The organism is Marinomonas sp. G8-14 (genome assembly GCF_055808935.1).
The window spans coordinates 3,307,767-3,321,701 of the sequence record NZ_CM147891.1 but is presented as its reverse complement, the minus strand read 5'-3'; the positions used below and the strand labels follow the sequence as shown (position 1 = coordinate 3,321,701).

The 13,935-nt window shown below is 44.8% G+C and carries 11 protein-coding genes and 2 pseudogenes; 5 read left to right on the top strand and 8 right to left on the bottom strand.

Features of this window, described 5'->3' with window-relative positions:
- Window positions 1–112: 112 nt before the first annotated feature.
- From rph to AC0L6V_RS16920, 5 genes are all read left to right on the top strand, one after another.
- Entirely contained in the window at window positions 113–832 is a 720-nt protein-coding gene (gene rph / locus AC0L6V_RS16940) for a ribonuclease PH (protein ID WP_265219553.1), read from the top strand.
- Window positions 833–1,094: 262 nt separating this feature from the next.
- A complete protein-coding gene (locus AC0L6V_RS16935) occupies window positions 1,095–1,886 on the top strand; it encodes a substrate-binding periplasmic protein (RefSeq protein WP_265219552.1) in 792 nt (263 codons plus the stop codon).
- A 26-nt stretch (window positions 1,887–1,912) separates the two neighbouring features.
- Window positions 1,913–2,623 (top strand): hypothetical protein, encoded by a 711-nt coding sequence (locus tag AC0L6V_RS16930; protein ID WP_418138450.1) that lies wholly within the window; start codon window positions 1,913–1,915, stop codon window positions 2,621–2,623.
- Window positions 2,590–4,326, top strand: coding sequence for a sensor domain-containing protein (locus AC0L6V_RS16925; RefSeq protein ID WP_265219550.1), 1,737 nt, complete (start codon window positions 2,590–2,592; stop codon window positions 4,324–4,326). The genes AC0L6V_RS16930 and AC0L6V_RS16925 overlap by 34 nt, the downstream gene beginning before the upstream one ends.
- A gap of 109 nt (window positions 4,327–4,435) precedes the next feature.
- Window positions 4,436–4,945 (top strand): hypothetical protein, encoded by a 510-nt coding sequence (locus tag AC0L6V_RS16920; RefSeq protein WP_265219549.1) that lies wholly within the window; start codon window positions 4,436–4,438, stop codon window positions 4,943–4,945.
- A gap of 112 nt (window positions 4,946–5,057) precedes the next feature.
- On the opposite strand, the gene AC0L6V_RS16915 is transcribed toward AC0L6V_RS16920, so the two are convergent.
- From AC0L6V_RS16915 to AC0L6V_RS16880, 8 genes and pseudogenes are all read right to left on the bottom strand, one after another.
- Window positions 5,058–5,624, bottom strand: a complete 567-nt coding sequence (locus AC0L6V_RS16915) for a 5'-nucleotidase C-terminal domain-containing protein (protein WP_418138449.1) — start codon at window positions 5,622–5,624, stop codon at window positions 5,058–5,060.
- Entirely contained in the window at window positions 5,605–6,666 is a 1,062-nt protein-coding gene (locus AC0L6V_RS16910; protein WP_418138448.1) for a metallophosphoesterase, read from the bottom strand. The genes AC0L6V_RS16915 and AC0L6V_RS16910 overlap by 20 nt, the downstream gene beginning before the upstream one ends.
- 251 nt (window positions 6,667–6,917) lie before the next feature.
- Window positions 6,918–8,027, bottom strand: a complete 1,110-nt coding sequence (locus tag AC0L6V_RS16905) for an ABC transporter ATP-binding protein (RefSeq protein ID WP_265219546.1) — start codon at window positions 8,025–8,027, stop codon at window positions 6,918–6,920.
- Window positions 8,028–8,117: 90 nt separating this feature from the next.
- Window positions 8,118–9,020: a carbohydrate ABC transporter permease gene (locus AC0L6V_RS16900; RefSeq protein WP_265219545.1), complete on the bottom strand. Its 903-nt coding sequence runs from the start codon at window positions 9,018–9,020 to the stop codon at window positions 8,118–8,120.
- Window positions 9,013–9,941 (bottom strand): annotated as a pseudogene (locus AC0L6V_RS16895) (carbohydrate ABC transporter permease). Before AC0L6V_RS16895 ends, AC0L6V_RS16900 begins: the two are co-directional and overlap by 8 nt.
- Window positions 9,942–10,037: 96 nt before the next feature.
- Window positions 10,038–11,285, bottom strand: a complete 1,248-nt coding sequence (locus AC0L6V_RS16890) for an ABC transporter substrate-binding protein (protein ID WP_265219544.1) — start codon at window positions 11,283–11,285, stop codon at window positions 10,038–10,040.
- Window positions 11,286–11,566: 281 nt separating this feature from the next.
- Window positions 11,567–13,036: an ATP-binding protein gene (locus AC0L6V_RS16885; protein ID WP_111605920.1), complete on the bottom strand. Its 1,470-nt coding sequence runs from the start codon at window positions 13,034–13,036 to the stop codon at window positions 11,567–11,569.
- Window positions 13,023–13,761, bottom strand: a pseudogene (locus tag AC0L6V_RS16880) (response regulator). The gene AC0L6V_RS16885 and the pseudogene AC0L6V_RS16880 overlap by 14 nt, the downstream one beginning before the upstream one ends.
- Window positions 13,762–13,935 lie beyond the last annotated feature (174 nt).

Below are 13,935 nucleotides of genomic sequence, written 5' to 3'. Positions count from 1 at the left end.
TGGGCTTCAACAGGCTTGCGAAATGTCATGTTTTGCCGACGCTGGGGGCGAAATTTTATCCGAGATCATTATAATTGCGCTTTTATCCTAGTTAATCGACAGAGAGAGAAGTATGCGTCCAAGTGGAAGACAAGCCGATCAGTTACGTCCCCTTAAAATTACTCGTAATTTTACGAAGCATGCGGAAGGTTCTGTGCTGATTGAGTGTGGTGACACGAAAGTGATTTGTACTGCCACGGTGGTTTCTGGTGTGCCGCGTTTTTTGAAAGGCAAGGGTCAAGGTTGGATTACGGCTGAATACGGTATGTTGCCTCGTTCTACTCATAGCCGCATGGATCGTGAAGCGGCACGTGGTAAACAAGGTGGTCGCACGGTAGAAATTCAGCGTCTTATTGGTCGCTCTTTGCGTGCGGCGGTGGATCTTAAAAAATTGGGCGAGAACACCATCACGATTGACTGTGATGTGATTCAGGCTGACGGCGGTACTCGTACGGCGTCTATTACTGGTGGTTTTGTGGCGTTGGCGGATGCGATGCGCTATTTAGTGGAAAATAAGAAGGTGAAACAAAACCCGATTGTGTCACAAATTGCTGCGATCTCTGTGGGGGTTTATCAAGGTGTGCCTGTATTGGATTTGGATTACCCAGAAGACTCCAATGCCGAAACCGATATGAATGTAATCATGAACGATAAAGGTGGGTTCATCGAGATCCAAGGTACGGCAGAAGGGGAAGCCTTTAGTGATGAGCACATGATGGGCATGTTGGCCGTGGCGCGAAAAGGCATCGCTGAAATCATGGAAATTCAGCGTGCTGCTTTGTTTGATAAATAAGTCGAGAGGCTAAGCCAAGCTTGGCTCTCTGTATTTCTAAAAATCTAGCTTCGGCTAGATTTTTTTTGCCTATAGATTTTCTATCTGTATTTCTGCCAGAGACTCTTAATACGCTCTTTGTGACTTTTTATGCATGTTGGTTTATTTTTTGCCAATAAACTGAGCATGAATTATGGATACTGCTTGAGTGATACAGCGTTATAGGTGATATTTGACCAAAGTTAGGACGATTTTTGACCGAAATTGCATGATAGGAGGGGGCTTGAGAAGAATTTCTCGGATTCTGATTTATAGCGCATCTATTGTTTTGGCGGCATTTTCGTTGCGTAGCTACGCAGAAGAGATTGTATTGCACACCGTCCACTTGCCGCCACGTATTATTGACGCTTCTATTTTACCGCCGTCCGCTAACTTTCCAGATGCTGGCGCTGTTTATGGTTCGGACGTTGATATATTGCGAGCCGCTTATGCGACGCAAGGTGTTTCTGTTCGTATTGAGTTGCGACCATGGAAACGGGTAATGCGCGATGTTGAGGAAGGCCTAGTATTAGGTGCTGTGTCTTGCCGTAAGGTGCCTGTGCGAGAGAAATTTGCCTATTTCTCTATGCCTTTGAGTGAATCTATGAGCGCATTTGTCACTCGTTTAGGGTATCTAGATGTTGAAAATACCAGTCTAGATATACTGACAAGGTTTGATGTGGCGGCGGTGAATGGTTGGTCACAAACTAATATATTGCAGGATGCGAACATTCCGTATTCTTCTGTTACTGGGTTAGAGCAAGGGATTAATCTGATCTTACGGCGTAATCAAGATATTTTCATGACGGAGCGTGACAGCGTCCTGTTTGAAGCTCAGCAAATGGGCGTTGCTGATAGGCTAAGTTTTTATGACGTGAAGGGGTTGGGATTGGATCACTATACAGTCTGTTTTAGTAAACGTTATCCTGATGCTCAAAAGTGGCGTGATACATTAAATGAAGGTTTGAAAGAACTCGATCGAAGCGGCAAAAGGGAAGAAATTTTTAAGCAATACGGGCTATTTTTTGCGCCTTAAGTTCGCGCTATAAACGGTGAGGGATTATGTTAGCTTTGCGTAAACGCCTTTCTTATCAGCAAGCCAAGTGGGCTCTGGTGCTTTTGTTATTGTTGAGTTTGTTGATGAGTTCCTTTCAAGTGTTTTTTGATTGGCAGGATGAAAAGTCCACCATTCAGAAGCAGGTGATGTCAACGCTGCAAATTGTTGAAAATGCGGCAACGGAAGCCGCGTATTCATTGGATGAAACCTTGGCGAAAAAAGTGCTGACTGGTCTAATGCGTTCGAATAGTTTTCATACGGCGCGCTTAGAAGACGATTTGGGCTATGAGTTGGCAAGTACTTATCGCCCCCTGGAGCCTTTATCATCTCGCTGGTTGTCGGAACACATTTTTAGCGATTTACCGAAATTTTTTCGTTTAAATTTAAGGCGTAATAATGATTTAGAGGTCGGAACCATTGTTGTCACCATAGACAGTGGCACTGTGACCAATGGCTTTATTCGCCGTAGTTTTCGCTTAATCGGCACATCGTTATTGTCGGCTATGTTGCTTGGTGCGGCGATGTTTATGCTGTTTTATGTACAGATCTCCCATCCTCTGTCACGATTAATTGGGCAGCTTAGCCTATTAGAAAAAGCAGAAAACGACCCTGCGCAATTGCAATTCAAACAAACGTCTCGGGAAGATGAGCTGGGGATATTGGCTCGTACCATCACCGCACTTTGGCACAAACGAAAAAAGTTGAAAGTGAATTAGCCAAACGAGAAGCGTATTTTAAAGCGGTTTTGCATCAATCCAGTGAGTGTATGTTGCTGACAAATTTGAAGGGCGAAATACTCGATTGTAACCATGAAACCTGTCGTTTGTTGATGTATGACGCGCCTAAATTACTTACGTTAAATATCCAAGACATAGATCCAGAACAAACGCCCAGTTTGTTGCAAGACTGGGCCAAAAGTGCTCAAGGCGACCCTAAGATATTTGAAGCAGAATATCATCGTAGCAATGGGGAGCATTTTCCCGTCGAAGTGTGTGCAAACATCATCTATTTGGATGAAGAAGCGCGCTTTTTAGCGTCTTTCCGTGACATTACGCAGCGTAAAAAGGATCAAGAACAGGTCAAGTTTTTAGCGTATTACGACGCTTTGACTAATTTGCCTAATAGACGCTTTTTGAATCAGCATTTGGATAAGGTGATTTCGGAGGCGCGTAGTACCGGCCAAGTTGGCGGTTTAGTGTTTATTGATTTAGATCGCTTTAAAAATGTGAATGATTCAATGGGACATCATGTTGGTGATGCCCTTCTGATCGAAGCTGCTAGGCGTATAGTGTCTTGTTTATCCGAGTCGGATATTGCTGTACGGATTGGTGGTGATGAGTTTGTACTCTTATTGCCTGTGCTCGCTAATGACCATGATGAGGCGCAGCACAGGGCAACGATTCTTGCAGAAGTCTTACTGTTACAGTTGTCTAAAGTGTTTCGCTTAGAACAGACCGATATATTTATCTCTGCGAGTATTGGCATCAGTTTGTTTCCCTTCGGGGATGCCTGTGATTCTCAGATTCTTCGACAAGCGGATACCGCTATGTACGAGGCGAAGAAAAAGGGCCGCAATGGTTTTCGTTTTTACCGCCAAGAAATGCTCCAGCAAATTACGGATCTTGCTATATTAGAAAAAGCCTTACATGGCGCCATTCATAACGAAGAGTTCTATTTAGTTTATCAGCCCCAAGTGAATAAACTTGGTGAGTTAATCGGTTATGAAGCCTTGTTACGTTGGTATCATCCTGAGCTTGGTTTTGTGTCACCGGCGCGTTTCATTCCTGTGGCAGAAGAAATTGGTTTGATCTATGAAATTGGGCGTTGGGTGCTTGAAAATGCTTGTCGCCAACTGAAAGTTTGGCAAGATATGGGGCTTCCTTCGTCATTTGAAGGTGTGGCGGTGAATATTAGTCCTTATCAGTTTGCGCAAGAAGACTTTGTAAGTACAGTGGTAGCGGTAATAGAAACGACGCAAGTGGATCCGAGCCTGCTCGATCTGGAAATCACAGAGGGGATGCTGGTGGAAAACATTGCCTCGGTGGCAGAAAAAATGTGGCGTTTGAAAGAATATGGCATTCGTTTTTCTGTTGATGACTTTGGCACGGGGTATTCTTCTTTACGATATTTACAGCATTTTCCGCTCAATCAACTGAAGATTGATCAGACGTTTATACGCGATTTATCGACTGACCCTAATAGCCATGTGATCGTTAACACCATAGTGTCTATGGCCGAGCATATGAATTTGTCTGTATTAGCAGAAGGGGTTGAAAGTCTTGTTGAGAAACAGATTTTAGAGCGCATAGATTGTACGCGTTACCAAGGGTATTATTTTTCGAAGCCTGTCAAAGTCGATCTGGCTACCTTATACCTAAAAGATAACGAGGTGTTTCCCCTTGAGTGCCAAGATGCTTAGTTGTGCTGATTTTTGGCGCTAAATGTTAGTTATTGTGAGCGTTTTTGCGCCTTACAAGTCTCTTACACTCTGCGATGATCTATTCACAATAAAAATAAGGAGAAGCAAGGTGAATAAATTGATCGGTGTTAGTGTATTGAGCATAGTAGTCAGTTCTGGTGTGCAAGCATTGAGTTTGGAGGGAACCTGGCGGTTGCAAGACGCAGATAATACGCAAGCGAAACTGGATGAAGCGGTGGAAAACGTAGCACAGGAAATGAATTTCTTCATTCGTGCCTTAGCGCGGCCTGTATTACAGAAACAGACGCAGGTGTGTCAGCAATGGGTATTAGGTTGGCAAACCGAGCGGTTTCAGTGGCAGTGTGATGCGCTTGATGCGGATACGATACCAGTGAATGCCAGTGGCGAAGTGATTAAGAAAGACGAAGAGGGTGTCGAGATATCAGGTACTTACCAGCAAACCACCGATGCGGTGATTCTAGTACTTGAGTCTGAGCGTGGTAAGCGAACGAACACATGGCAACAAGTCAGCGACAACGAGCTATTATTTACTGTCAAATTAGAGTCTGAAAAACTACCAACACCTTTAACTTGGTCTTTGTCTTATCAAAAGCAGTAGTGGAAATCCGGCAGTTGACTGAGAATGACCAATAAAAAAGCCCCAATAGACAGTAGCCTACTGTCTATTGGGGCTTTTTAGTCACCTAAGTGAGGTGACTAAATCATTGCAATTAACGTTTCACCGCGCCTGTTGGAGCAAATTTCGCGCCATCCAATGGTGAATTCTTTTGGATGTATTCTACTAACACATCGGCATCCACATAACCTGAGTTTACGTAGTTTGGATGATCAGAAATTTTAGGGTAACCATCACCACCTGAAGCTGTGTAGTTGTTTACAGCAACGCGATAAGTCTTATTCATATCCAGTGCTTTGCCTGCCACCATGATGTTGGTTGCTTTACCGTCTTTTAGTGTCAAAGAAACACCGTCAAATTGAGCAAATGCCCCAGTACCTGCTTCTTTTGCTGCGGCAGCAGAAAGGTAATCAGTTAGTTCAGTGGCGCTGAAATCAACATAAGACACCATGTTACCGAAAGGTTGTACTTTCAATACGCTCTTGTAGGTAACAATGCCTTTTTCTAGGTTGTCGCGAATACCACCAGAGTTCATGATACCAATGTCAGCGTTCACTTTTTGTTTCATTGCCAAGGCGATCAAGTTACCTAGGTTGGTTTCTTGACTACGCACTTTATCTCGATCACCGACGAAGTCTGCATTAGAGGAACCGACTTCCACGTTGAGTACCTTTCTCCCCTTTTTCTTGGAAAGGCGTTAGCATCGCCAGCATCGTTGGGTCTTGAGGGATTTCTTGTTCAATGAAAACACGCTCAGATTTGCCATCTGCTGTGGTGACTTTTTTCTTCAAGTTCACAGGGATCAGTTTGTATTCAGACCAAACGATGGCGCCATTTTTGTAGACAAAGTCTAGACGGCCTACGTATTTACCCCATTCGTGGGCTTGTAAAATAAGGGTGCCATTTTGTTCGTCTGGTTGGAACAAAGGATTTTGAGAGTGACCACCGACAATGACATCGATCCCCGGAACAGTGCGAGCTAGAGTGACATCACCTGGTGCGTTACCACCGTAGTTGCCGTCTTGGTAATGCCCCATGTGGGTCACTGCAACAACGAGATCTGCTTTCTTGCGCAGTTCAGGAATCAGGGTTTTGGCAACGCTAATTGGCGACTCAATTTTGATGCCTTCAAGGAACTCAGGGTTGCCCAGTTTCACGGTATCGTCCGTGGTGAAGCCCACAACCGCAATTTTTAAATCGTCAACTTGAAATATTTTATAGGCGTCAAACAGTGGTTTGCCTGTTTTTGCATCTAAAATATTGGCTGAAAGGAAAGGAAAGCCCGCCCATTCTTGTTGCTTTTTCAAGACAGAAAGTGGGTTATCGAATTCATGATTACCCAATGCCATGGCATCGTATTTCAACATATTCATGCCGCGGAAGTCAGGCTCAGCGTCTTGTAAGTCAGATTCAGGAACGCCAGTATTGATATCACCACCAGACAGCAGTAAGGAATTACCATTGTCTAATACGACTTCTTCACGAATATTATCGATCAAAGTTTTGCGAGCGGCCATGCCGTATTCGCCGTTACTGTTTTGCCAAAAACGACCATGATGGTCATTGGTGTGTAATATGGTGACTTTGTATTCTTTGTCTTCTTTCCAGTCGGGCTTTTGCGGTCCCATCATAGAGCAGGCCGTCAAAGATAGGGCGACGCCAGTTACCGCAATATGCGTGATAAAACGCTGGTTTAATTTCATGGTTTGATTCCTTTACATGATATAAGTCGATATTACTTTGATTCGAGATAATCAAATGCCACTTAGTATGTCGCTTTTTTGATTACAGTTTTTAAAATGTATCTCATATTTATGACAAGTTCGAGAGACTGTGCAGTAATTTTGACCATTTGTGCAATAACAGGGGGTTTTAGGCAAAAAAAAGCCTGTGGTTAGGAGATAGACTCCACCACAGGCTTGCTTAACGGCAAAATAGTTACATCAATCTGTTTTTAGGCATCAAGGCGTTTGCCCGATTCCTTATCAAATACCACGGCTTTTGACGTATCGAACATCATTTTGATAATGGACCCTGCAGCAGCTGGGTACATTGGGTTAGAACGGCAGTTGATTTCGGCATCATTAACACGAGTCAGAATCATGGTGTCGGCACCCATCGGCTCAGTCACTTCCACTTCTACATCCGTGGTTGTCACAAAAGGTTGGCCTTCTTTGTGTGGTTGAGGCTCGGTAATCATCTCAGGGCGTAGGCCAAGTAAGATGGTTTTACCAACATGACCTTTTAATGATTCTGGTTTAGGAAATGGTAGAGCAACGGTGGTACTGGTGGCCAGCTCCAACATTGGCGTGCCATTTTGTTCGATTACTTTTGCAGGAATGAAGTTCATCGCTGGTGAACCCATGAATCCCGCCACAAACAAATTGGCAGGGTTATCGTAGATTTCTTGTGGTGTACCAAGCTGCTGCACTTGTCCATCTTTCATGACGGCGATGCGATCGGCCAAGGTCATGGCTTCGATCTGATCGTGGGTTACATAAACGATGGTGGTTCCAAGCTTTTTATGCAGCTTTTTGATCTCTGTACGCATCTCTACACGCAATTTAGCGTCTAGGTTAGACAGTGGCTCATCAAACAAGTAAAGCTGAGGGCGACGCGCTAAGGCACGCCCCATGGCGACACGCTGACGTTGACCACCAGACAATTGCGCTGGTTTACGGTCAAGTAGGTGACTAATTTGCAACAGTTCTGCTACGCGTTGAACTTCAACGTCACGCTCCGCTTTTGGTACTTTGCGCATTTCCAAACCGAAAGAGATGTTTTGTTCTACGGTCATGTTGGGGTACAACGCATAGGACTGAAACACCATCGCAATATCACGATCTTTTGGGCTGGTATAAGTCACGTCTTTGTCGGCAATCAGGATGCGACCTTCAGTGACGTCTTCAAGGCCAGCAATCGAGTTCATCAGTGTGGATTTACCACAACCAGAAGGCCCAACTAGAATGAGGAATTCACCCGTTTTGATGGAAATATTGATGCCTTTCAAAATCTCTGTGTTGCCGTAGCGCTTTTTAACATTATCAATGACGAGGTTTGCCATGTTATTACTCCAAATTTTGTCTAATCACTGGTGCGGTGTTCGGTGGAAGGCACGAGTGCATTTTTATTTTCTGGTCCGTTTAAACCGCGATTAGCCTTTTACTGCTCCAGCGGTTAAGCCACGGACGAAGTATTTTCCGGCGAACACGTAAACCGCCAGTGTCGGTAGCGCCGCGATAATGGCAGCAGCCATATCCACGTTATACTCTTTACCGCCAAAGCTGGTGTTTACTAAGTTGTTCAAGGCAACGGTGACGGGTTGCGTATCAAAACCGGAGAAGGCAACGCCAAATAAGAAATCATTCCAAATTTGTGTAAACTGCCAAATGACCGTTACGACAATAATAGGCGTCGAAACTGGCAAAATGATGCGATAGAAAATGGTAAAGAAACCAGCGCCATCCAAACGTGCTGCTTTGACCAATTCCCCTGGAATGGACTGGTAGAAGTTACGGAAGAACAGTGTCGTAAACGCCACCCCGTATACTACGTGCACAAATACTAAGCCAGATGTTGTATTGGCGATGCCTAACCAGCCGAGAGTTTGCGCCATTGGCAACAAAATCACTTGGAAGGGAATAAAGCAACCCACCAACATAGCAGCAAAGAATAAGTCACTGCCACGGAATTTCCATAAAGAAATAACATAGCCGTTAATGGCGCCGACTAAAGTAGAAATCGCTACCGCAGGCAACACAATTTGAAACGAGTTCATAAAGTATGGCGAAATACCACCACAGCTACTGCCCGTACAAGCGCTTGACCACGCCTTTGTCCAAGAATCAAAGTTCAAGGATGCTGGTAGAGAAAGTAGGTTGCCAGTACGGATTTCCTCAACGTCTTTTAATGATGTGATTAACATCACAATAAAAGGAATGAGGTAAAACGCGGCCGCTGCGATTAATACTGTGTACAAGGCAACGCGTAATACTTTGTCTAGGCCAGATGTGTTACGGCCAACCGCTTTTTTACTTGTAGAATTAAGGCTATTCATGGCGTTTACCTCGCAATTCAGAGTACAAATAAGGAACCAAAATAGCCAAGACACAACCTAGCATCACCATAGCCGATGCTGAACCCAAGCCGATTTGGCTTCGTGTAAAGGTGTAGGTATACATGAAGTTAGCAGGTAAATCAGACGCGTAACCCCGCCACCATTAGTCAACGCGGCCACCAAGTCAAAGCTCTTAATCGCGATGTGAGACAGAACCACCAAGGCACTGAAGAATACCGGTTTCAATGACGGCAAAATAATACGGCGATAGGTTGTGAATGTGCTGGCACCGTCAAGATGAGCAGCTTTAATAAGGTCGCCATCAACACCACGAAGGCCAGCTAAAAACAACGCCATGACGAAACCGGATGCTTGCCATACTGCCGCAATGACCAAACAATAAACCACCATGTCAGGGTTAATCAGCCAATCGAACTTAAAGTTGACGAAACCAAAATCAACCATCATTTTCTCTAGACCGTTGGTTGGGTTAAGCAACCATTTCCAGGCGGTACCAGTAACAATGAAGGAAATCGCCATAGGATAAAGATAAATAGTACGGATTGCGCCTTCGGCACGAATTTTTTGATCCAAGAAAATGGCGAGTGTCACGCCAAGGAACAAACAAATAAAAATAAACAAACCACCGAAAATGCCAAGGTTGGATAGGGCTACCATCCAGCGGTCGTTATTGAAAAGACGCTCGTATTGTTCGAAGCCGACAAAATTGTACGACGGCAACATACGAGAGCCTGTAAAAGACAGTACGGCTGTCCAAATCATATAGCCGTAGATGCACACCAAGGTAACCAGTACCGTTGGGGCCATGACGATTTTCGGCATCCAATCGGCCAAACTTAGGCGTGCAGGACGTCCTGACTGAGTCTGCCCTGACCCAGAATTGGCGGCTTTAGTGTTCATAGTTGATGCTTCACTATTTGGAGATATTAAGAAGAGGTTGGCCAGAAGGCCAACCTCGTATGCTTACTGCAAACTAGGTGCTTGCAGGGGTAGATCTTACATACTGGCTTTAACAGCGCGAGCTAGCTTGTCTACGGCTTCTTTAGAAGTCATCGCTTCGTCATTGAAGAAGTTAGTTACTACGTCAAAGATAGCGCCTTGCACCATTGAGTTCACAGCCATGCCGTGAGCCATACTTGGTACTAGGTTGCCTGTTGTAGAACTGGCTAGGAACGCATCCATAGAAGCGTGTGCACAAGTGTCAAACTTCTCGCGAGGCATATTCAAGCGAACTGGAATAGAGCCTTTGTTCAAGTTAAATGTTTCTTGGAACTTAGGTTCAAGAATCAAACGAGCAAGGTCTTTTTGCGCTGCTTGTTTGTCTTTACCGTCTACTTTAAACATGGCTAGAGAGTCGATGTTGAAAGTAAACGCACCGCTTGTGCCTGGTGCTGGGTAACAAACGTAATCGATGCCTGCTTTTTTGCCAGCCGCTGTAAATTCGCCTTTCGCCCAGTCGCCCATGATTTGCATCGCTGCATCACCATTGATAACCATGGAGGTTGCGACGTTCCAATCACGGCCAGAGAAACCTGGATCAACGAATTCACGCATTTTTTTGAACGTATCAAACACGTCAATCATGTCTTGGCTGCGAAGCGTTGCGTCAGACAAACCGATGAACGCACTGTTATAGAAGCGAGCGCCTTTAGACAAAGCAATGGCTTCGAATAACGTAGCGTCTTGCCAGTTTTGGCCGCCATGAGCAAGTGGAGTGAAACCTGCTGCTTTGATTTTTTTCGCTTCTACAATGAATTGTTCCCATGTTGTTGGGATAGACGCACCTGATTTACGGAATACTTCAGGGTTCGCCCACATCCAGTTTACACGGTGAACGTTGACCGGTGCCGCTACGTAGTGGCCGTCGTATTTCATTGTGTTACTAACAACTTGAGGAAGGATGACATCCCACTCGCCCGCTTTAGCAACATCATCGAGATTGGTTAGGAAACCTAGGTCGCCCCATTCTTGAATGGTTGGGCCTTTGATTTGAGCCGCGGATGGAGGATTTCCAGAAATAGCACGAGATTTTAGAACGGTCATAGCAGATTCACCACCACCACCGGCGACTGCGAAGTCTTTCCAAGTGTGGCCAGCGCCTACCATTTCTTCTTTAAGTACATTGATCGCAGCGGCTTCGCCACCTGATGTCCACCAATGTAGAACTTCTACTTCACCAGCCTGAGCGGTTGCGGCAGCTAGAGAAAGTGCAACTGTGGTTAAACCGAAAGCAATTTTTTTCATGATAGTAACCTTTGTTATTGTTATGTCGTCCAATCAAATACAGAGTCTGTTTTGATGTTGCGTTATTTTCTATATCGACGTCGCCGTCTGATCAGTCAGTGTAAGCGCACGTTCGAGTGATAGAATTTAGCAAAGGATATGACAAGAGAGGGTAAAATAGAGCAACCTATTGTAACAAAGTCTTGCAAGATGGTTGTTCGGGTGATCATTTCTTGCTTGTTAAATGACGATTTATTGCATTTTACCCTTTACGAAAAAGGGCTTTTTCATGCTCTAGATACTCAATGTCTTGGTAACCAGAGTTTGGCTTCTAAGCCTTGTTCTATATGGTTACTTAGGGTGACTTCACCACCGTGAGCGCGGGCAATATTACGCGCAATACTTAAACCCAGTCCCATGCCACCAGGGTGACCGGAGTGATCGGGTGTCAGGCGAGTGTAGGGCTGAAAAACCTTATCCATTTTATCAATTGGAATGCCAGGCCCCTGATCACAGATACGAATACAGACCTCGTCTTCATCGTCTTCGATAAAAACCGTGGCGGTTTTGCCATAATACAAGGCATTGTCGACCAGGTTGCCCAGACAACGTTTAATTGCCAGCGGTTTACCGATAAAAGGGTGTTTTAACTCACCGACGACAGTGAGTTTGGTGTCGTGTAAATTGGCCGTAGATTGCATATCTTTAAGCATTCTTGAAATGTTCACTTCGATGCGATTTTCATGAATATCCGTCTCTTTTACGCTCTGTAGAGCACCTTTTACCAGCATATCCAAATCTTCAAGATCTCGAATCATTGCGTCGCGGATGTCATCTTCATCCAGCATTTCGGCACGTAACCGTAAGCGAGTAATAGGGGTTTTTAGATCATGGGAAATGGAGGCAAAGAGTCGTTCCCGGTCATTGAGGTAGCGCTGAATACGCCTTTGCATGTCGTTGAAGGCTTTGGCTGTATTGCGAACTTCGATACTGCCCACTTCCTTGATAGGTTTCCAGTCACCTTGACCAAAACGTTCTGCGGCTCTTGCCAAGGTAGCAAGGGGACGCGTTACTCGTCGAAGCACAACAATGCTAAGCAATAATACCGTAATGACCGACATGGCCATGGAAAATAGGCGGTCTTCGCTCAGCGCAGAAGCACCATCTAAAAAATACGGGTCGGGCATTAAGCTGGCGAGATACAACCAATCTTTATCGTTAATGGGAATTTGAATCACAATAATGGGCGGCGTTAGCGGTTTGACCAATAAGCTGTGATGTCCCCAGCGCTCCGGTAAGTCTACTAGGCGTGTATGGTTGTTAATAACGTGTAAATCACTTGGGCTGGAGAAGGCAATTTTGGCGTTATGAATGCCTAATTGTCTTATTAATGTGCCCTGTACTTCGTTTTTGACAATGTCTTTGAGCGGCGAGTCGGGAATATTATTGATGCGAATTTCTTCTTTGTTGAGCGTAACGAAGAAGCGTGTTCCCCCCATGTCTTGTAATTGATCGATGACAATGTGGCGATAGTTTGTCGGTAAGGATTTGAAATAGCTGACGGTCGCCGCAATGCGAAAGGCCATGTGCTTGGACACTTCACGGACGTTTTCTTCCGTGTCAGACTCTAATTGACGTAGCCAAATGGTCGAGCTGATAAATTGGGCACTGGCCACACCCAGCGCCATGATGATTAAAATTTGTCCTGTCAGCGACTGTGACCAGCGTTTAATGCGTGAACTTTTGCTGGTGGAAGCGTTAGTCGCGGACATCGCTGATGGCTTCCACGCTAGCGGTTAAAATGTAGCCTTGACCACGAATGGTTTTAATTAATTGTGGTTGACGAGCGTCTTCACGCAGACGTTGGCGTAAACGACTGACATGGACATCGATAAACCTATCCAATGGCGCACTGTCTCGACCTCGAGTGTTTTCGGCAATGATTTCACGAGTGAGTACAGCCCCTGGGTGGGTTAAGAACAACATCAATAAATTGTAGTCGGCACCAGATAATGACTCTTTTTCGTTTTTAAAGTGCAGTTCTCGTGAAAGGGTATCCAATGTAAATTGCGCGAACCGGTAAAAACGATGGGCGACGGGGGCGATTTCCACCACTTCACTGTGTTCCATACGTCTTAAGATTGCTTTAATGCGTGCCAGTAGTTCCTGGGGATTAAAGGGTTTAGCAAGATAATCGTCGGCTCCGATTTCAAGACCGATAATACGATCCATTTCATCCGAATTTGCCGTCAGCATGATAACCGGTACTTGCGATTGAGTACCTGAGTGATCGACAAACAGCAAAACCATCTTGGCCTGGAAGCATGATATCTAAAATAACCAAATCGACTTCTTGTTCTGCTCGAAAATCCGCTAAAAAGGTTTCGCCTGAGTCAGCGGTTAACACCGTAAATTGGTGTTTTTCTAGGTAAGTTTTGAGCAGGGTACGAATCTCATCGTCATCGTCTACAACATAGAGGCGTTTAGCTTTGGTCATTCTCTTGCTCAATGAAAGTTAATGTAAAGGTCTCTAAAGAATGTTACTGGTTTAGAAAGCTAGTCTAGCAAGAAAGTGACAGTGAACCAATTGTCATCTGAACCTATGGTGAAGAGCGCTTTAAATAAATTAAATTGATTTAATATTTTTCCCCCTGCATAATTTTTCGACTAA